Origin of the sequence: Mesorhizobium sp. M1066, assembly GCF_040318635.1 — a bacterium.
GTDB lineage: Bacteria > Pseudomonadota > Alphaproteobacteria > Rhizobiales > Rhizobiaceae > Mesorhizobium.
This window is the reverse complement of sequence record NZ_JAMYMR010000003.1, coordinates 164920-182706: the sequence shown is the minus strand read 5'-3', so window position 1 is coordinate 182706 and position 17787 is coordinate 164920. Positions and strand designations below refer to the sequence as shown.

The 17787-nt window shown below is 61.9% G+C and carries 19 protein-coding genes and 1 pseudogene; 10 read left to right on the top strand and 10 right to left on the bottom strand.

Translation table 11 applies throughout. The annotated features are described in order from the left end of the window. The first annotated feature begins 19 nt into the window (after positions 1-19). A pseudogene (locus tag NKH52_RS06650) lies at positions 20-1112 on the top strand (ABC transporter ATP-binding protein). Positions 1113-1261: 149 nt separating this feature from the next. Here NKH52_RS06650 and NKH52_RS06645 read toward each other — a convergent pair. After that, complete coding sequence (locus NKH52_RS06645) at positions 1262-2362, bottom strand: LacI family DNA-binding transcriptional regulator (protein ID WP_352728547.1); 1101 nt, start codon at positions 2360-2362, stop codon at positions 1262-1264. A gap of 270 nt (positions 2363-2632) precedes the next feature. Here NKH52_RS06645 and NKH52_RS06640 point away from each other — a divergent pair, with 270 nt between their 5' ends. From NKH52_RS06640 to NKH52_RS06630, 3 genes are all read left to right on the top strand, one after another. Then, positions 2633-3421, top strand: coding sequence for an ABC transporter substrate-binding protein (locus NKH52_RS06640; RefSeq protein ID WP_502908009.1), 789 nt, complete (start codon positions 2633-2635; stop codon positions 3419-3421). Between the two features lie 96 nt (positions 3422-3517). Beyond that, a complete protein-coding gene (locus tag NKH52_RS06635; protein ID WP_352728551.1) occupies positions 3518-5059 on the top strand; it encodes an amino acid ABC transporter permease/ATP-binding protein in 1542 nt (513 codons plus the stop codon). 60 nt (positions 5060-5119) lie between these two features. Beyond that, positions 5120-6244 (top strand): NAD(P)/FAD-dependent oxidoreductase, encoded by a 1125-nt coding sequence (locus NKH52_RS06630; RefSeq protein WP_352728553.1) that lies wholly within the window; start codon positions 5120-5122, stop codon positions 6242-6244. A 149-nt stretch (positions 6245-6393) separates the two neighbouring features. Here NKH52_RS06630 and NKH52_RS06625 read toward each other — a convergent pair whose 3' ends face one another. Then, positions 6394-7092: a site-specific integrase gene (locus NKH52_RS06625; RefSeq protein ID WP_352728555.1), complete on the bottom strand. Its 699-nt coding sequence runs from the start codon at positions 7090-7092 to the stop codon at positions 6394-6396. A gap of 188 nt (positions 7093-7280) precedes the next feature. Next, on the bottom strand, positions 7281-7454 hold the full coding sequence (locus tag NKH52_RS06620) for a hypothetical protein (protein ID WP_352728557.1): 174 nt from the start codon (positions 7452-7454) through the stop codon (positions 7281-7283). A gap of 114 nt (positions 7455-7568) precedes the next feature. Here NKH52_RS06620 and dusA point away from each other — a divergent pair, with 114 nt between their 5' ends. Then, positions 7569-8567 carry a tRNA dihydrouridine(20/20a) synthase DusA gene (gene dusA / locus NKH52_RS06615; protein ID WP_352728559.1) on the top strand — a complete coding sequence of 333 codons (999 nt, stop codon included), beginning with the start codon at positions 7569-7571 and terminating at the stop codon, positions 8565-8567. A 10-nt stretch (positions 8568-8577) separates the two neighbouring features. On the opposite strand, the gene NKH52_RS06610 is transcribed toward dusA, so the two are convergent. Continuing rightward, positions 8578-9282 (bottom strand): TIGR02281 family clan AA aspartic protease, encoded by a 705-nt coding sequence (locus NKH52_RS06610; RefSeq protein WP_352728561.1) that lies wholly within the window; start codon positions 9280-9282, stop codon positions 8578-8580. Positions 9283-9289: 7 nt separating this feature from the next. Continuing rightward, the gene (locus NKH52_RS06605; RefSeq protein WP_352728563.1) at positions 9290-9523 is read right to left on the bottom strand and encodes a DUF1289 domain-containing protein; all 234 of its coding nucleotides are present in this window, start codon (positions 9521-9523) and stop codon (positions 9290-9292) included. Between the two features lie 195 nt (positions 9524-9718). Between NKH52_RS06605 and NKH52_RS06600 the strand changes: the two genes are divergently transcribed. Further along, positions 9719-10717 carry a nicotinate-nucleotide--dimethylbenzimidazole phosphoribosyltransferase gene (locus NKH52_RS06600; protein WP_352728850.1) on the top strand — a complete coding sequence of 333 codons (999 nt, stop codon included), beginning with the start codon at positions 9719-9721 and terminating at the stop codon, positions 10715-10717. Here NKH52_RS06600 and NKH52_RS06595 read toward each other — a convergent pair. Then, positions 10714-11133: a GNAT family N-acetyltransferase gene (locus NKH52_RS06595; protein ID WP_352728565.1), complete on the bottom strand. Its 420-nt coding sequence runs from the start codon at positions 11131-11133 to the stop codon at positions 10714-10716. The two genes, NKH52_RS06600 and NKH52_RS06595, sit on opposite strands and share 4 nt — an antisense overlap. Before the next feature lie 175 nt (positions 11134-11308). Continuing rightward, positions 11309-12829: a sensor histidine kinase gene (locus NKH52_RS06590; protein ID WP_352728567.1), complete on the bottom strand. Its 1521-nt coding sequence runs from the start codon at positions 12827-12829 to the stop codon at positions 11309-11311. Between the two features lie 75 nt (positions 12830-12904). Here NKH52_RS06590 and NKH52_RS06585 point away from each other — a divergent pair, with 75 nt between their 5' ends. The 4 genes from NKH52_RS06585 to NKH52_RS06570 all read left to right on the top strand — a co-directional run bounded on the left by NKH52_RS06585 (position 12905) and on the right by NKH52_RS06570 (position 15401). Then, positions 12905-13525 (top strand): thermonuclease family protein, encoded by a 621-nt coding sequence (locus NKH52_RS06585; protein ID WP_352728569.1) that lies wholly within the window; start codon positions 12905-12907, stop codon positions 13523-13525. Between the two features lie 43 nt (positions 13526-13568). Beyond that, positions 13569-14180: a glutathione S-transferase gene (locus NKH52_RS06580; RefSeq protein WP_128303648.1), complete on the top strand. Its 612-nt coding sequence runs from the start codon at positions 13569-13571 to the stop codon at positions 14178-14180. Further along, positions 14120-14800, top strand: a complete 681-nt coding sequence (locus NKH52_RS06575; RefSeq protein ID WP_128303649.1) for a uracil-DNA glycosylase family protein — start codon at positions 14120-14122, stop codon at positions 14798-14800. Before NKH52_RS06580 ends, NKH52_RS06575 begins: the two co-directional genes overlap by 61 nt. A 109-nt stretch (positions 14801-14909) precedes the next feature. Further along, positions 14910-15401, top strand: a complete 492-nt coding sequence (locus tag NKH52_RS06570; RefSeq protein ID WP_006205209.1) for an Lrp/AsnC family transcriptional regulator — start codon at positions 14910-14912, stop codon at positions 15399-15401. 20 nt (positions 15402-15421) lie between these two features. Here NKH52_RS06570 and NKH52_RS06565 read toward each other — a convergent pair whose 3' ends face one another. From NKH52_RS06565 to NKH52_RS06555, 3 genes are all read right to left on the bottom strand, one after another. Beyond that, entirely contained in the window at positions 15422-15991 is a 570-nt protein-coding gene (locus NKH52_RS06565) for a DUF3299 domain-containing protein (protein ID WP_352728571.1), read from the bottom strand. A gap of 132 nt (positions 15992-16123) precedes the next feature. After that, positions 16124-16828: a DNA alkylation repair protein gene (locus NKH52_RS06560; protein ID WP_352728573.1), complete on the bottom strand. Its 705-nt coding sequence runs from the start codon at positions 16826-16828 to the stop codon at positions 16124-16126. Between the two features lie 9 nt (positions 16829-16837). After that, a complete protein-coding gene (locus tag NKH52_RS06555) occupies positions 16838-17707 on the bottom strand; it encodes an NAD(P)-dependent oxidoreductase (protein WP_352728575.1) in 870 nt (289 codons plus the stop codon). Between the last annotated feature and the right edge of the window lie 80 nt (positions 17708-17787).

Genomic DNA, 17787 nt, shown 5'->3' with positions numbered 1-17787 from the left:
CGCAATCGAGGGGAGCACAATGGCTGATCTGAGCCTCCGGCAAATCAGGAAATCCTACGGCAATCTGAACATTCCGCACGGCATCGACCTCGATATTAAGTCGGGCGAGTTCATCGTCTTCGTCGGCCCGTCGGGCTGCGGCAAGTCGACATTGCTGAGATCGATCGCCGGGCTTGAGGAGATCACCTCCGGCGAGCTGAAAATCGCGGGGGAGGTGGTGAACGACGTGCCGCCGTCGAAGCGCGGCATCGCCATGGTGTTCCAGTCCTACGCGCTCTACCCGCACATGACCGTCTACGACAACATGGCGTTCTCGATGAAGATCGGCAAAGAGAACAAGGCCGAGATCGACCGCCGCGTGCGTCAGGCCGCCGAGATCCTGCAGCTGACCAAATATCTCGACTGCCTGCCCAAGGCGATGTCGGGCGGGCCAGCGCCAGCGCGTCGCCATCGGCCGCGCCATCGTGCGCAATCCGAAGGTGTTCCTGTTCGACGAGCCGCTTTCGAACCTCGACGCCGCGCTACGCGTCGCCACCCGCATCGAAATCGCCAAGCTCAAGGAATCGATGCCCAACACGACCATGATCTACGTCACCCACGATCAGGTCGAGGCGATGACGCTGGCCGACCGCATCGTGGTGCTCAAGGACGGCCATATCGAGCAGGTCGGCACGCCGATGGATCTCTACAAGAAGCCAGGCAATCTGTTCGTTGCCCAATTCATCGGCTCGCCGGCCATGAACATCCTGCCCGCGACCATCGACAAGTCAGGCAATTCGACCGTCGTCAGCCATGTCGGCGGACGCAAGGCAACCGTGCCGATCGCAACGCCTGCTTCGGCAAAGGGTGCCGCGGTGAGCTTCGGCGTGCGGCCGGAAGACCTGATCATCGCCAGCGGCGCTGACTATCTGTTCGAGGGGACGGTCGACTATCTCGAGCAGCTCGGCGAGGTTCAGCTGGTCTATGTCGACATCGGTCGCGCCGACCTGCCGCTGGTGACCAAGTTGCCCGGCAATGTCGAGGTCAAGCGCGGGGCAAAGCTGCGGCTGAATGCAAACCCGGCCGATCTCCACATCTTCGATGCGGCTGGGCGTTCGCTCTTCAAACCATGAGCCGGCACGCGTGCCGGTCGCCATGACGGTGGACGCAGCATTGCGAACAGGGTGTTTGCTGGGCTTGATCGATCCCATAAGTGTGAAAGCGGGAGTGCGTCCAGCTTCGCCTTGTTGCGTTCGCGTATTTCAATGGGGTCGTGTCGCCGTCAGACCTTTGCCTGGCGCCCTTGCGGCCTTTCATTTGCGGGCGGGCCGACGGATCCGCGTTCAATGATGGCGGTCGGCAAGATGAGCCGTTCGGGCGGTCGAACTTCGCCCTTCAATCGCCGGATAAGCAATTCCGCGACGCTCTTGCCAAGCGCGTAAACCGGCTGGTCGATGACGGTAATGGGCGGAGTGGTGACGCTCGTCCAGTCCGCATCATGGAAGGTGATGAGCGAAATGTCGTCGGGAACCCGCAGGCCGCGCTCGCGGATCACCTTAAAGATTTCCAGCGCAATGACGCTGTCCGAGGCAAGGATCGCCGTCGGCCGATCCGGCGCCGACAGCATCTCGCCTGCAATCCTGCGCGTTTCGGCGGGGCTTGTTGCGCCAAGGCGAACATAGCGTTCTAGCCGATCAAGTCCGGCCTCTCGGCACACGGTGAGGAAACCGTCGATGCGCTCGCGGACCGACGAGGTGTAGATCTGCCCGAGATCGCGGTAGTCATGGCCTTCGGCATCGACCGCGGTCACATAGGCGATGTTGCGGTGGCCCGCATCCGCCAGACAGCGGGTCGCCTGTATGGCAATACCGCGATCGTCGATCGTGACGGTATCGACATCCAGATCCGGCAGCGCCCTATCCAGCAGGGCAAGCGGTCGGCCTGAGCGGTGGATATCGCGCAGATGCGCAATGTCGCGCGATTCCGATGGCGTGACGATCAGCCCGTCGACACGCTTGCCGATCAGCAACTTCACGGCTGCCTTTTCCGCCTCGATCTTTTCGCCGGAGTTGGCCAGGATGACATTGAACCCGGCTGCTTTTGCCGCGTCGCTGATGCCGCGTACCGCGAGGCTGAAGAACGGGTTCTCGATATCGCCGACAACCACCCCGATGATGCCGGAGCGGCCGGTCGTCATGCTGCGGGCGAGCTCGTTCGCACGGTAGTCCAGAGCCTTGGCCGCAGCCATGACATCGGCCCGGATCATGTCGCTGACGACGCCGTATCCGCCGAGCACGCGCGCAGCTGTCGCTTTCGACACGTTCGCTGCGCGAGCGACATCGCTGACCGTTATCGACTGGGTCTTGGGCGCGGTTTTTTTCATGGGATGAACGACTACAAGAGTTGTTGACGGAAGGTCAATCTGACGATAACGATTACCAAAGAGACCGGTCTCACGCAATAAGAGACCGGTCTCTTTTAAAAGGCAGACCAAGAGTCATGACGACGCGGCGGATGCTGCGACAGGTGCGGTCAGGCGCCAGATGGCGAGCCCTACGTAAATATCAATAAGAACAGACCTTCAGAGTGGAGAAAAGACATGAGCAGGACAGAAATTCTCAAATCGTTGATGTCGCCGGTCAGGACCGGCGCAATGGCGCTCATGGCGGTGTGCGTCGGCGCCAGGTTGGTTTCGGGAGCGGCCGCCGCGAATGACAATCCCTATGGTCTTATTGATGCGAAAGTAATCAGCGTCGGGACCATGGGCGATGCCAAACCCTACGCCTTCACCCAGGCCGATGGCACGTTCACTGGCTTCGACATCGAATTGTTCCGCAACGTCGCGAGCCGCCTTGGATTCAAGCCGGACCAGGTGATCTTCACCGGCCAGGAATTCTCGGCGCTGATGCCTTCTGTTGCTAACGAGCGCTTTGATGTCGCGGTCGCGGCAATCGGCACGACGGAAGCACGCAAGAAGACCGTCGACTTCTCCGACGGGTATCTTGCAGGCTATCTCTCTGTGCTTACCGCCGACAAGGCCATCACGTCGGCGGAGGGGCTCAAGGGCAAACGCCTCGGCGTGGTGCAAGGCACGCTCCAGGAAATTTACGCGGCGAAGAACTTCGTCGGAACCGATCTCGTCAAGTTCCCCGACAACAACTCCGCCGTTTCAGCACTCAACAACGGAACCGTGGCTGCTCATTTCCTCGATTACGAGGCCGCCAAGGACTATGGCGTTCGCTATCCGAACCTGAAGGTCGCGGTCAATATACCTTCCTTTGACGCGCCGGCTGGCTTCGTCCTGCGCAAGGGCAACGACAAGCTCCGCAATGCGCTGAACACCGCTCTTCACGCGGCCATGCAGGACGGAACCTGGAAGACGCTTTACGAGAAGTGGTTCCCCGGCTCGCCGATGCCCGACCAGTATCTCCCCAAGAAGTAAACCGCACCCGGCTGCTGGCATTTAATGCCGGCGGCCGAACCCGGGCTACCGTCCTTGATGCGGACGATGCGGATAGCGCAACCGAAAGGGGGGCGAATGAACTGGCTCGAAAACCTGCGGCGCAGTTTCCTCGACTGGCAGGCCATGGCGGACGTGCTGCCCAGCATGATCACGATCGGATTGAAGAACACCTTGATCCTCGCCGCCGCGTCGACGGTGCTGGGTGTCATTCTCGGCATGATCCTGGCGGTCATGGGCATCTCGCAATCGCGCTGGCTGCGCATTCCCGCCCGGGTCTACACGGATATTTTCCGTGGCCTGCCGGCGATCGTCACCATCCTGCTGATCGGCCAGGGCTTTGCCCGCATCGGCCGTGAAATCTTCGGGCCTTCGCCCTTTCCGCTCGGCATTCTTGCGCTGAGCCTGATCGCCGGCGCCTACATCGGCGAAATCTTTCGCTCGGGCATCCAGAGCGTCGAGCGCGGGCAGATGGAGGCCTGCAGGGCGCTCAGCATGAGCTATGGCCAAGGCATGCGCCTGATCGTGATACCGCAAGGCATCCGCCGCGTCTTGCCGGCCCTGGTCAACCAGTTCATCGGCAACGTCAAGGATTCAAGCCTTGTCTACTTCCTCGGTCTGCTCGCCTCGGAGCGCGAGATTTTCCGTGTCGGTCAGGACCAGGCGGTGGTCACGGGAAACCTCTCGCCATTGCTTCTGGCCGGCGTTTTCTATCTCGTCATCACTGTGCCGTTGACCCATGTGGTCAACTACATCGACAACTCGCTGCGAGCCGGAAAGCAAAAGGCCGCCCTCGTCATCAGCGGCCTTGCCGAAGTGAGCGAACTGGAGGGCGCCACCGGCAGTGCACCTTCGCAGGCCGGCCCTGATGCCGGCTCCGCGCCGCCCCGCTTCAAGGGCGGCAGTCTTGCCATCACCGATCTCGATATGGCCTACGGCGATCTTGATGTTCTCAAAGGCGTCAGCCTGGCAGTCAAGCCTGGCACGGTCACATGCGTGATTGGCCCATCAGGTTCGGGCAAGTCGACCCTGCTGCGCTGTCTCAATCGCCTGGTCGAGCCCAAGGGTGGGGAGGTGTTGCTCGATGGCGCGAGCATCCTGGCGATGAAGCCCGAGAGACTGCGCCGACGTGTCGGCATGGTTTTCCAGCAGTTCAACCTGTTTCCCGACCACACGGCGCTCGAAAACGTCATGCTGTCGCTGACCAAGGTCAAGGGCCTCCCGGTACAGGAAGCTGAGCGCGTCGCCGAGGCGCGCCTTGCCGATGTCGGCCTTGCCGCCCGCAAACACCATCGTCCCGGCAGCCTATCCGGGGGTCAGCAGCAGCGCGTAGCGATCGCTCGTGCATTGGCAATGGACCCGGAGGTCATCTTGTTCGATGAGGTAACGAGCGCACTCGATCCCGAACTGGTGAAGGGCGTGCTCAACCTCATGGCGGACCTCGGCCGGCGCGGCATGACAATGGTCGTGGTGACGCATGAAATGGGCTTTGCCCGGAAAGTTGCCGATCAGGTCGTCTTCATGGATGAAGGCCGCATCATCGAGGCCGGCACACCTGCAGCGATTTTCGATACGCCGAAAAGCCCGCGTCTAAAGCACTTCCTTGCCGAAGTGCTTTGATTACGCATGAGCCCTTCAAGTCGGCCGCCCAATCCAACCTCCACCAGTGAAAGATATCTCATGGCTGCATCTCATCAGGTCTCCAAGGTCGTTATTGTCGGGGGCGGCATTTTTGGCGTCTCCTCGGCCGTTCATCTTGCAAGGCTCGGCATCGAGACCGTTCTGGTCAATGATGGACCGCTCGCCAAGGGGGCTTCCGGCCGCTCGCTCGCCTGGATCAATTCGGCGCGCAAGCGCTCGGCTGAGTATCATCGCCTGCGCATGATCGGTATCGACCGCTACCGCACGCTGTCGGCGAGATATCCGGATGCCGCCTGGCTGCGTTTCGACGGCGGCCTGACATGGGATGCGGACGATGCCTCAAACGAAATCGCCGATGTCTTCGCCCATGAAAAAGGCCTCGGCTATGATGCGCAACATCTGTCCGCGGGCGACATAGCGTTGGTCACGCCGGGTGTCTGCGCAAGCGCTGTCACACCGCAAGGCGCGATCTTCAACCCGGGCGAGGGCTGGGTCGACCTGCCGTCGCTGATAGAAATATTGATCGCGGAATTCGTGGAGCGTGGCGGGCGGCTTCTCACCGGCGCCGGAAGCGCTACCGTCACGGTCGCCAACGGCCGCGCAACCGGCGTCACGACGACCAGCGGCATCAGCTTCGCCGCCGACGCGGTGCTTCTAGCGACCGGTGCGGATGTGCCGCGAATGGTTGCCGACTCCGGTCAGCGTATCGCCGACGGGACACCGATCGCGCTGCTGGTCAGGACCAAGCCAGTCGACTTGCCGCTCCGCGCCGTGCTCAACACGCCGCGCGTCGCCGTCCGGCCAACGCCAGATGGCGCGCTCGCGCTCGATTCCGCCTGGTCGGAAGAAGAGGTGGTGGTCAATCCGGATGGCACTTATCGCGTAAACGCATCGACCATCCAGGGACTTCTCGCCGAAGCGTCGAATGTTCTCGAGGGTCATCCGAAATTGGAACTGGACAGCTACGGTGTCGGGCCGAAGCCAATCCCCGGAGACGGTGAACCGGTCTTCGGCCAGTTGCGGGAGATCAAGGGATACTACGTCGCCTTCAGCCACAGCGGCGCAACACTTGGCCTGATTGCCGGCGAACTGCTTGCAAGCGAGATCGCCACCGGGACAGAGCACCCACTCCTCGCAGGCTTTCGACCGGCTCGATTTTCTTGAGGAGCGCAGCGACCTCTCAATGACGGTGGCCACCTAAACCCTGGAACCCTTCAATGGCGCGCACCGGCAACAGCTTGCCAGGAGGACAGCTACGTGAACAACAAGGTTGCATCCTCCTTCTTCTGTCGTGAAACCTTTGACACTCACATCTATGCCGCGCGCGCTGCCAATACCGCGTGGAGAGCCTCCGGCTTTAGATGGGTGTAGCGCTTCAACATTTTCCAGTCCTTGTGCCCAGTTACCAGTGCAACTTGTTCGATCGTGAACCCGGCCTCGAAAAGGCGGCTTGTGCCTTCGTGCCGCAAGTCATGAAAATGAAGGTTGTGGATGTCCAGGTCAGCGCACCCTCGACGGAAGGCGGTGCCGACTGACCTATGATTGAAGGGGAAAATTCGATCATCTTCATTGCTGCGCTTGGCGCGCTGCTCCTCAACAATGGTCCAGGCGTCGTAACCGGTCGCTGCGAACAGCGGTATACGCTGGTTGTTGCCGCTCTTGTTCCGCGGGTCTTTCCGGTCACGGATGAGAAGCATCCGCGTGCGAGTTTCCAAATCGGACCAACGTGCCTTGCAGATTTCCTCCTGGCGCATCGCGGTTGCGACCGCGAAACGTATGATCTGGCTAACTGGCGCCATCTGACGAGGATTTGAATCGAAGTGAGCGATCAGTCTGTCGAGCTCATCCTGGGTCGGTCGCCTGTCACGCTGATTTCCTTTCCCAATGAGGCCAAGCCTCTTTAGGGCGATACGCGGGAGATCAACCGGTTCGACCTTGACGGGCAGCCCGTGCACAGCAGCGGCGTGAGCCAGAATGAGTTTTACAAAGCCGATGTCGATACCGAGAGTCATTGGTCCGGCACCTTGGGTGGCTCTATCTCAACCGAAGCGAATGAGCCGTTCGCGGTCGAGTGCAGAAATGTTGCATTTGCCAAGATGCCTCTGCAGCAAATCGAGGGCTGCGGCCTTGGAGCGGCGAGGGGACTTGCCTACATCGCACATGTCGTCGATATGAAGGTCGATGAATTCGCCGAAGGTTTTTAGGCGCGCCGTGCGGACTTGGTCGGCGTCTCGCCGCGATCGACTTGGCGCTCCGCTTCGGTCGCCCAGCGCCGTGCGTCGTCTCTGCGCAGGAAGGTCTCGCTGACGTAGCGACCTTTGCGACGGACTTGGACACGCCAGGAACCGGATGAGAGTTTAGTGTAGGTGGCCATTTTTCGTGTGCGCTCCGTGTGCATTGAGAGATCGAAACGTGGCGAAAGGGTCGTATTCTGGCGTAAATTCGTGTGCACTCGGCAGGTTCTAACGATTTGATGTTAAAGAAAAAAATGCTGAAAAATCAAAACCATAGAGTGGCCGTGGCGCCGATGATGGACTGGACGGACCGGCATTGCCGGTTCTTCCACCGCCAGTTGACGAGCCATGCACTGCTTTACACCGAGATGGTGGTGGCCGACGCGGTCATTCACGGCGCGCGCGAGCGGCTGCTCGGCTTCGATGAGACGGAACATCCGGTCGCGCTGCAGCTCGGCGGCTCTGATCGTGAAAAGCTCGCCGAGGCTGCCCGCATCGGCGAGGCTTTTGGCTATGACGAGATCAACCTCAATGTCGGCTGTCCGTCAGACCGCGTTCAGTCGGGCACGTTCGGCGCCTGCCTGATGAAGGTGCCGGACCTCGTCGCCGGCTGCGTCGCGGCGATGAAAGCGGCGGTGAAGATCCCCGTGACCGTCAAATGCCGCATCGGCGTCGACGAGCAGGATCCGGAGCCGGCCCTGGATGCGCTGGCGGATGGTGTTTTCGATGCCGGCGCCGACGCGTTGTGGGTGCATGCACGCAAGGCGTGGCTGGAAGGACTGAGCCCCAAGGAAAACCGAGACATCCCGCCGCTAGATTACAACAGGGTCTATCGGCTGAAGGCCAGAAAACATAACGAATTCATTGGCATCAATGGCGGAATTCAGACGATCGAAGAGGCGTTGGCGCATCTCGACCATGTCGATGGCGCCATGCTTGGCCGCGCCGCCTACCACACGCCCGGCATTCTGGCCGGCGTCGATGCCGCTTTCTACGGCGTCCAGTCCGAGCCGTTCGATTTTGCCGCGCTGATCGATACCATGGCGGACTATGCGGCACGCCATATCGAGCAGGGTGGCCGGCTTGGCCATGTCACTCGCCATATGGTCGGACTGTTCCATGGCCTGCCCGGCGCGCGCCGCTACCGGCAGATCCTGTCCACCGACGCGACAAAACCCGGCGCCGGCCCCGACGTTCTGAAGACGGCTTTCGCGGCCATCGAGTTCGGTGGAGCAGCAGCCGAAGCGGCTTGAGCTTCGGGGATCAATCCCTGAGGATCATGCGGTCGCCGCGCACGTCAAAACCCGACAATGAACCGATGAAGTTCATGCCGAGCAGGCTCTGGCTGAGCATGCCGGGTGCGGCGATCATCACCGACATATCCTTGCGCGTGATGCCGCCGATCGCAATCTGATCGGTTTTCACGGCCGCGGCGCGTGCCATGCCGTTAGCGGTCGAAACCGGTATGGTGTAGTTGAGCGCGGCCGGATTGAATCCGGCGGCCTGCGCATCCTGCGACGTCAGCACGGTGCTGGTCGCGCCGGTATCCACCACGGCCCGGACCGGGTTGCCGTTGACCAGGATGCGCGCTTCGAAATGGCCGTTGTCCGCCTTGTCGAGCGTCACTGTGGCGTGGCCGTCTTCGACGCCAAGCGCAAGCGGGCTGCCGGGAACAAGGCCCGCGGTCACCCGGCTCGCGACATCCTGCAACTCATAGCGATATTGGTAACCGGCGATCAGCGCGAGCGCGATGGCCGCCCAGGCGCCGAGGTTGCGGGCCATGGCGCCCAGGGGCCGGCCCGAGCGAAGCAGGCCGGCGCCGACAAGGGCGCCAAAGGCGCCGAGCCAGATCAGCCGGCTGAAATCGTTGTTCTCCACGCCGAGCGTGCTGCCGGCGGAATCGTTGAGCATGAGCAGGACTGCTCCCACTCCGATCGCGGCCATCAAGACCCAGAACAACCGGCTCATCCGCACCTCACGATAGCGCGTCGCGTTCGCGCGCGATGCGGGTGCGGCGCGTTTCCCGGCGCGGCCGGCGCTCGACCGTTTCCAGCCGGGCCGGCAATTGCGCCATGACGCTGCGGCGCGTTTCCGTCGTCATCCCGATCCAGGCGCCGATTTCCTCGCGCGTGCGGCCGCAACCGAAACAGAAGCCGGTTTTCATGTCGATCGAACAGACCAGGATGCACGGGGATTCGATGGCCGTCATGACTTTCTCTTGGGCTTCCATCCGGAATCCCTTGTTCCACCTCCACATGGTGCAACGGCAAAGCCAATGCAAGCCCTCGCGATTGCGCCCTTGGGGGCGGCTTTGCGTCAAAGCAGGCGCATCATCCCGGAGGTTGTGCCAACCTCGCAAGGCGGTTATGCCGCTCACCAACTCTAGGGAATGATCGACAACAAGATGACCAGCGCACTGCCCTTCGACGATTTTCGCAACCTGTTGGCCAATCTGCCGGCGGCCGACACGGCAGCCGAGACCCGCGTGCGCATGCTGTTTGCCAAGGCCGACAAACCAGGCAATTCGCTTGGCCGTATCGAGGACATCGCCGCCTGGCTGGCAGCCTGGAGCGGGCGGGCCCCACCCGCGGTGACAAGACCGCTGATGGCGGTCTTTGCCGGCAATCACGGCGTCACGCGCCACGGCATTTCGCCACGGCCGGTGGCGGCGACCGCCAATGCGGTCGAGCTTTGCGCCGCCGGAGGTGCCGCGATCAACCAGATCTGCATCGCCAACGACCTCGGACTGAAGGTCTTCGATCTCGCCCTGCACATCCCGACCGCCGACATCACCGAGGATGCCGCGCTCGACGAGCGTGGCTGTGCCGCCACCATGGCCTTCGGCATGGAAGCGATCGCCGGCGGCACCGACCTTTTGTGTCTCGGCGATCTCGGCGTCGGCAATTCCACCGTCGCCGCCACCCTGTTTGCGGCGCTGTTCAGGGGCAGGGGCGCCGACTGGGTCGGCGCGGGGTCGGGCGCCGATGCGGCCATGCAGGCACGCAAGGCCGACGTGGTCGATGCGGCGCTGGCTTTTCATGACGGCCATCTCGGCGACCCGCTCGAGGCGCTGCGCCGGGTCGGCGGCCGTGAATTCGCGGCGATCGCCGGCGCCATCCTTGCCGCGCGCATGCAGAAGATCCCGCTGCTGCTCGACGGATTGGCCGCCACGGCAGCCGCAGCGGTACTGCATGGCGTCAATCCCACCGCGCTCGATCATTGCCTTCTGGCCAGTCTGTCGCCAGAGCCCGCGCATGCTCGCGCCGCCCAAAGGCTCGGCCTGCGCCCGTTGCTTGATCTGGGCATCAGCCATGGCGAAGGGGCAGGGGCCGCCCTTGCCGCGGGTCTGGTCAAGGCCGCCGCGCTGACCAGTTCGGGCATGGCTGCGGCAGTACGCGGCTAGAGTCTTGAGGTATTAGCGCCGGAATTGGGAATGCGATAGACGACAGCGTTGTATTTTGGGTTGGAGCGGCCGCCGACTATTACGCCTCCAAGGTGTTCCGCTATTCTTCTGCTGGCCACGTTCCTTTCGGCAACCGGATATTCGAAACAGTCCGGTTCGAGTGCCTCGGAGGCCCACTCCGCGACAGCAGCAATTGCCTCTTGGCCAATGCCGTTTCCTTGAGCGTCTTCCCTGATCCAGATCCCGAGTTCGGGACACACGGTCTTCGCTGCATGAAGGCCGACAAGTCCCAGACAGCGATCGTCCGCCAATGCACGCACAACAAAGTGCAAATCCGATCCGTCCTGGATTGGCGTCAGCCAGGATCGCCATACTTCGGCAAAGGCCGCCAGTGATCGAGGTGGTTCCCACTGCATGAAACGGGTGATGGCGGGAGTGATGGCGAAAAATAGTCTTCAGCGTCGTCGGCTGTAAACAGCCTCAAGCGAAGGCGGTCCGAGTGGATCTCTATGCCCACGACGTGCCAATCACCTTTTGCCATCGTGGGGCGCCGTCCTTCTTGCTGGCCATCGACACAGTTCGCCGCGACGCTTACCGTCGTCGAGCCGCCACCGCCGCGGTCGGCAGTGCTGGCAGTTCCTCCATCACCCGGCTCAGCGGGAAGATGGCGATCGCCTCGGTCCCTTCGCGCAGCTTGGAATGAAGTTCGAACTCGCCGCCATGCATGGCGAGCAGCCCTTGCACGATCGGCAGGCCAAGCCCGGTGCCTTGCTCGGCGCTCTTGATCGCGATCGAGCCCTGGCCGAAGGCGGAAAGCACGATCGGGATCTCGTCTTCCGGTATGCCCGGACCGTTGTCCTTGATCGAAATGTATTGTCCGCCGCCCGCCGTCCACCCAACGCGGACACGGATTTCACCGCCGGTGGCGGTGAACTTGATGGCATTCGACAGAAGGTTGAGCGTGATCTGTCGCACCGCACGCTCATCAGCGAAAAGGCGCGGCAGTTCGTGTTCGAAATCCTGGACGACCCGGATGTCCTTGTTGCGCGCCCTCAACTCCATCATGTGACAGCAGTCCTCGACGATACCAAGCAGCATCACCGGCTCTTCGTTGAGCTGGTAGCGCCCGGCCTCGATGCGCGAGAGGTCGAGGATCTCGTTGATCAGGTCGAGCAGATGCTGGCCGGATTCGTGCACGTCATGGGCGTAGTCGCGATAGGTGGGATTGCTCATCGGCCCCAGCACCTCGTTCGACATCACCTCGGAAAAACCGAGAATGGCGTTGAGCGGCGTGCGCAATTCGTGGCTCATCGAAGCGAGGAACCGCGATTTCGCCAGATTGGCGTCTTCGGCCCGCCGCCGCGCCTCGTCCGACATCGATTTCGCCGTCTCCAGTTCGGCGATCAGCGCATCCTTTTCGGAGCGGAACGACAACATCATCAGGGACGAGTGGTTGAGATGCCGGGCCACATAGGCGAAGAACGGCAGCGACATGACCAGCAGCGCGGCCATGATTGCCTCGACCGGCATCCATAGCTTGGCGCCGGCATAAGCGTAGAGCGCCACGGGAACGGCAAAGGTGGCCAACAGCGCCCCGCGCAGAGACGAGGTCATCACCGCGGTCGCCGCCATGGCGAACAACAGCACCACGGCCTTGACGATGTGGAACGGATCGACCTCGCAGACGCTGCAGCCAAGCCACACAAACCATGCCCAGCCGAGACCGCACAGGAAATGGCCGATCAGGAATTCCCGTCGTGCTTGCGAAGGGTTGAGCTCGGAAGCTTCCGTGCGCTCGATGCGCCGCGCCATGAAGGCAACGATGGTGTAGCAGGTCAGGGTGAACAGCGCCCAGAGCCCGATCTCGTTGCCGATTCCGGCCAGCCGGCCGGCCGCCGCGATCGACAGGACAAGAAGCGGGATGGCGATGGCGCCGCTGGTCATCGCGCGGGCATGCAGCTTCAACAGTTCGCGATCGAAATCGGGATTGCCGGCCTGCTGCGAAAGACGGTCACGCGTCTTGCGCACCGCGCGCGCCACATCGCTGTTGCGATGAGGTTTCCTGCGGTCCACAATGAACTTGTCCGCTGTGTTCGAGCGTTGCAAGGGCATCAAAACTTCAATTTATGCGAGCAGCGGTTTCCAAGTGTTAAGCTACGTTCGAATGATTAACCAACCGTTTGCCATATGAGCCGCTCATGGTCGCCAAGATCGCGCCGGCGATACGTTGCGCGCCCCAGAAGCCTGTGGCGCCGGCTGGTGGATTACGGGCTTGCCGTCATCATCCTCGGACTGCTGATCCTGCTGGCGGCCCGCCTCGACCGGGTGGAGACACGCAAGACGCAAGGCGTGGCAATCATCAACGACGGCGATTCGATCACGCTTGGCACCGAGCGTATCCGCATGCGCGGCATCGATGCTCCGGAATATACGCAGACCTGCCTCAGGAACGGCGCGGACTATTCCTGCGGCACGCTTGCGCGTCAGTCGCTCGTTCGCCTGATCGCCGGCAAGCCCGTCTCCTGTACCGGCTGGCAGCGTGATCGTTATGGCCGGCTGCTCGGCGACTGCACCGCCGGCGGCAAGGATCTCAATCGGGCGCAGGTCGAAGCAGGCTGGGCGGTTGCTTTCGGCGACTTCGAGAGCGAGGAGGCCGTCGCGCGGGCGGGAAAGGCCGGCATCTGGGCGGGAACGTTCGATCGGCCGCAGGACTGGCGCGACAGCCATCACGGCGAAGTCGTCGAGAAGAAGCACGGCACACTGGCCTCGATCGGCGATGCCGTGCGCGAGATTTTTCGCTTCTGGTGATGCGCGTCCTGGAACTGGAACCGAGAACGAACAGGAGGATGGAATGAAACTCTTCGACGGAGGCCGGGCGCCCAATCCACGGCGGGTCCGCGTTTTCCTGGCCGAGAAAGGCATCGAGGTTCCGCAGGTGCCCATCGACATGGGGGCGCTTGAACACAGGCAACAGGCGGTCAGCTCGCGCAATCCCTTGCAGCGCCTGCCGGTGCTGGAACTCGACGACGGCACCGTCATCACCGAATCCGTCGCCATCTGCCGCTATTTCGAGGAACTGCATCCCGAACCGGCCCTGTTCGGGCGCGGCGCACTCGGCAAGGCGCAGGTCGAGATGTGGCAGAGGCGGATGGAATTCAATTTGCTCAGTTGCGTCACGCAGGCCTTCCGGCACACCCATCCGGCCATGAAGGAATGGGAAATCCCGCAGGTCCCCGAATGGGGTGAGGCCAACAAGCCGAAGGCCGTGGCGTTCCTCAGGCTGCTGGACGGCGAACTGGGCAGCCGGGAGTTCATCGCCGGCGACAGCTATTCGATTGCCGATATCACCGGCCTGATCGCCGTCGACTTCATGAAGCCGGCACGCATCAAGGTGCCGGATGACTGCGCGAATGTGTTGCGCTGGCATCAGGCCGTCTCCAGCCGGCCGAGCGCATCAGCCTGAGAATGACTGTTGAACTCGAAAACCTCGTCGCCAGGGTCCGCGCCTGCCGTATCTGCGTGGAAAATCCGGCCGGCAAGCCGTTGCCGCATGAGCCACGACCAGTGCTGCGCCCATCGTCCAGCGCCCGTATCCTGATCGCCAGCCAGGCGCCCGGCACCAAGGTGCATTTGTCGGGCATGCCGTTCACCGACGCCTCCGGCGACCGCCTGCGCAGTTGGCTTGGCGTGACGAGCGACGAATTCTACGACATCGAAAAATTCGCCATCGTCCCGATGGGCTTCTGCTTTCCCGGCCAGGATGCCAAGGGGGGAGATCTACCGCCGAGGCGCGAATGCGCGGCGGCATGGCGCGCACCTTTGATGGCCTCGATGCCACGGATCGATCTGGTGCTGACGATCGGCATCTATGCGCAGTCCTGGCACATGGGTGCGGCGCGCCGGCCCTCCCTGACCGAAACGGTCATGGACTGGCGCTCCATCTGGGAGAATTCCGTCGGTCCGAAAGTGCTGCCGCTGCCGCATCCCTCGTGGCGCAACACCGGCTGGCTGAAGAAGAATCCATGGTTTGAAATGGATTTGCTGCCTTTTCTGCGTTCGGAAATCCGATATCGCCTCGGCTGACCTTGCAGCAAGAAATCACTCGCTTTTCCGTCAATTGGCAGAATTTCTTTCTTGTGAAAGGCCGGAATAAGGGGGAGTATAGCCAATCTATTCCCCTGGGGAGCAAAATATGGACCGCCTCGATAGAAAAATTCTCCGCCTTTTGCAGGAGGACGCGACACTCGCGGTCGCCGACGTCGCCAAGAAAGTCGGGCTGTCGACAACACCTTGCTGGCGGCGCATCCAGAAGCTCGAGGAGGAAGGCGTCATCAAGCGGCGCGTTGCCATTCTCGACCATGAAAAGGTCAATGTGCGCGTCACCGTCTTCGTGTCGATCCGCACCAATTCGCACAGCCATGAATGGCTGCGGCGTTTCTCGGAAGTCATCCAGGAGTTTCCCGAGGTGGTCGAGTTCTACCGCATGAGCGGTGACGTCGATTATCTGCTGCGGGTCGTGGTTCCAGACATCGCCGCCTATGACGCCTTCTACAAGCGGCTGATCGCCAAGATCGAAATCCGTGACGTGTCGTCGTCCTTCGCCATGGAGCAGATCAAGTACACGACCGAAATCCCGCTCGACTACATGGTGCTGGACAAGGAATCGGGTGCCAACGCCGCCTGAGCTGCAGCAGGTTGTCCTGCTTAGTTCTTCTTTTTGTTGAGGAAACTCCAGGGCGAGTTGACCGGCAGGGTGACGGTGTCCGGTACGCTGCCGACGGCGACCACGTCTGCCTTGCGGACGCTGTAGCCAGACTGGATGACGCTGACGCCGTCGAGGATGAACAGCTGGCTCTTCTCCATGTCCGGCTTCAGCGCGCCGGTGACCGCGACCGGCTGATAGGCCTCGGACATTTTGTAGGGACGTGCCGGCGTGACCAGCACGATCTGGTTGGGGGGCGGCGTTGGCATGTGGCTGCACGCACCCGTCCACGGCACCAGCAGGAACTGATAGACAAGATCGCCGTCGCGATCGACCGGCAATGCGTAGCCGGCTAGCTGAATGCTTTTGTCCTGCAGGTTGAGGGACAGCGTCTCGCCATGGTCGGGCAATTTTGCCGCGATCATCGGCAGCCCGACGTTTTCGGCGGCGGATTGCGTAGCCGGACGCAGATCCTTCCAGAATATGTGCGCGGTCTCGGCCGAGGCATCGGTGGCCGCGGACACAAACAATGCCGCTGCGAAGGCCAGGCTTGATTTGGGAGGATTGCTCATTGCCGCGTCCCTTTGAAGCTCAAGTAAAGACGCCGCTGTCAACGACGTCAACGCTCCCGCCGCATCACATGTCGGCAGCCACTTCACATGTCGGCGAGATCCAGACATGCCGGAAAGCGGATTTCCGCGCCGTCAGCCTTTCCTGGCGACGATCCGCGCGAGCGTCTTGGCATTGGACAGCTCCCTTACGGCGTCCTTGCCGATCCAGCGCGCCGTCTTGTCTGCCGACTGCGCCAATCGTTCGGCGACAGCCAGGGCAGCGCCGTGCATGTCCATTGATCGTTTGCCGATCGACCGAAGCGCCCAGTTCACGGCTTTCTTCACGAAATTGCGGCTGTCGTTGGCATGCGTTTCGATGATCGGCAGGAAGGCGAGGAAGGTCGTCTCCGGCTCCTTCTTCCGGTGAACGACAGACCAGGCCATCATGGCAAAGGCCGTGCGCCGAACGAATTCCCGCTCGTCCGCCGCGAACTCGGCGATCAGTTCTTTCCAGGCGTCCGTATCGACAAAGAGGTCGGAGACGCCGTCGACGATGTCCCAGGAGTCGAAGCTGGCCGCCCATCGTCTTGTATCTTCAGCAGAAAACCGTTTCGGGTCAGCCGTGACGGAGGCGATGAACTGCGCCTCCATGATGCCGGTGTCCCATAGCTCCAAGGCGCGCTCGTGGTTGCGTCTGATCTTCCTGGCGATCTGCCGCTGCATGCCGTGCGAGATACCAAGCGCACGGTCGATCTTGATGCCGTAGCGCAACATGCCGAGGCGGTTCTCCTCCGACCCGATAGCGCGAAGATGGGCGACGACTTCCGCGGCTGTGGATTGAGGTGAGAGCTCTGCCACCGCGGAAACCTACTTCTCCAGGCGCGCCAGCAGCGAGGACGTGTCCCAGCGCTTGCCGCCCATCGCCTGCACATCCTTGTAGAACTGGTCGACAAGTGCTGTCACCGGCAGTCTGGCGCCATTGCGATCGGCCTCGGCCAGACAGATGCCGAGATCCTTGCGCATCCAGTCGACGGCGAAGCCGAAATCATATTTGCCGGCGTTCATCGTTTTGTGACGGTTCTCCATCTGCCAGGAGCCCGCAGCGCCCTTGGAAATCACCTCGATCACCTTCTCGATGTCGAGTCCGGCCTTCTTGCCGAAATGGATGCCTTCGGCCAGGCCTTGGACGAGCCCGGCTATGGTGATCTGGTTGATCATCTTGGTGAGCTGGCCGGCACCGGCCGACCCCATCAAGCCGACCATGCGGGCAAAAGCGTCGATAACAGGCTTCGCTCTGTCGAAAGCGTCCTGCTCGCCGCCGACCATGACGGTCAGCACACCATTCTCGGCGCCGGCCTGGCCGCCCGAGACTGGCGCATCGAGAAACGAAAACCCGCCGGCTTCCGCCGCCGCCGCCAGCTCGCGAGCGACCTCGGCCGAGGCCGTGGTGTTGTCGATGAAGACCGAACCCTTCTTCATCGATTTGAAGGCGCCTTCCGGACCCGTCGTCACCGAACGCAGATCGTCGTCATTGCCGACACAGGAGAAGACAAAATCCTTGCCCTCGGCGGCCTGTGCCGGCGTCGCCGCAAAGCTACCGCCATGCTGGCCAACCCATTGCTCGGCCTTGGCCTTGGTGCGGTTGTAGACGGTGACATCATGGCCGCCCTTGTTCTTCAAGTGCCCGGCCATCGGATAGCCCATCACGCCAAGACCGAGAAATGCAACAGATGCCATGAGCTTGCCCTTCAGAAACGGAATTTGCTGCGAAAGCTCTAGGCTCTGCGCTCAATTCGTCAAGACGCGTAGGGCAGGAT

Excerpts from the sequence above, each read along its gene's own strand:
- NKH52_RS06580 (WP_128303648.1), top strand. The coding sequence starts at position 13,569 with ATGAAACTCTTCGACGGAGGCCGGGCGCCCAATCCACGGCGGGTCCGC.
- NKH52_RS06570 (WP_006205209.1), top strand. The coding sequence starts at position 14,910 with ATGGACCGCCTCGATAGAAAAATTCTCCGCCTTTTGCAGGAGGACGCG.
- NKH52_RS06595 (WP_352728565.1), bottom strand. The coding sequence starts at position 11,133 with ATGCAGTGGGAACCACCTCGATCACTGGCGGCCTTTGCCGAAGTATGG.
- NKH52_RS06635 (WP_352728551.1), top strand. The coding sequence starts at position 3,518 with ATGAACTGGCTCGAAAACCTGCGGCGCAGTTTCCTCGACTGGCAGGCC.
- NKH52_RS06555 (WP_352728575.1), bottom strand. The coding sequence starts at position 17,707 with ATGGCATCTGTTGCATTTCTCGGTCTTGGCGTGATGGGCTATCCGATG.
- NKH52_RS06585 (WP_352728569.1), top strand. The coding sequence starts at position 12,905 with ATGAGCCGCTCATGGTCGCCAAGATCGCGCCGGCGATACGTTGCGCGC.
- NKH52_RS06645 (WP_352728547.1), bottom strand. The coding sequence starts at position 2,362 with ATGAAAAAAACCGCGCCCAAGACCCAGTCGATAACGGTCAGCGATGTC.
- dusA (WP_352728559.1), top strand. The coding sequence starts at position 7,569 with ATGCTGAAAAATCAAAACCATAGAGTGGCCGTGGCGCCGATGATGGAC.
- NKH52_RS06625 (WP_352728555.1), bottom strand. The coding sequence starts at position 7,092 with ATGACTCTCGGTATCGACATCGGCTTTGTAAAACTCATTCTGGCTCAC.
- NKH52_RS06605 (WP_352728563.1), bottom strand. The coding sequence starts at position 9,523 with ATGACGGCCATCGAATCCCCGTGCATCCTGGTCTGTTCGATCGACATG.
- NKH52_RS06630 (WP_352728553.1), top strand. The coding sequence starts at position 5,120 with ATGGCTGCATCTCATCAGGTCTCCAAGGTCGTTATTGTCGGGGGCGGC.
- NKH52_RS06600 (WP_352728850.1), top strand. The coding sequence starts at position 9,719 with ATGACCAGCGCACTGCCCTTCGACGATTTTCGCAACCTGTTGGCCAAT.
- NKH52_RS06565 (WP_352728571.1), bottom strand. The coding sequence starts at position 15,991 with ATGAGCAATCCTCCCAAATCAAGCCTGGCCTTCGCAGCGGCATTGTTT.
- NKH52_RS06610 (WP_352728561.1), bottom strand. The coding sequence starts at position 9,282 with ATGAGCCGGTTGTTCTGGGTCTTGATGGCCGCGATCGGAGTGGGAGCA.
- NKH52_RS06620 (WP_352728557.1), bottom strand. The coding sequence starts at position 7,454 with ATGGCCACCTACACTAAACTCTCATCCGGTTCCTGGCGTGTCCAAGTC.
- NKH52_RS06590 (WP_352728567.1), bottom strand. The coding sequence starts at position 12,829 with ATGCCCTTGCAACGCTCGAACACAGCGGACAAGTTCATTGTGGACCGC.
- NKH52_RS06640 (WP_502908009.1), top strand. The coding sequence starts at position 2,633 with ATGGCGCTCATGGCGGTGTGCGTCGGCGCCAGGTTGGTTTCGGGAGCG.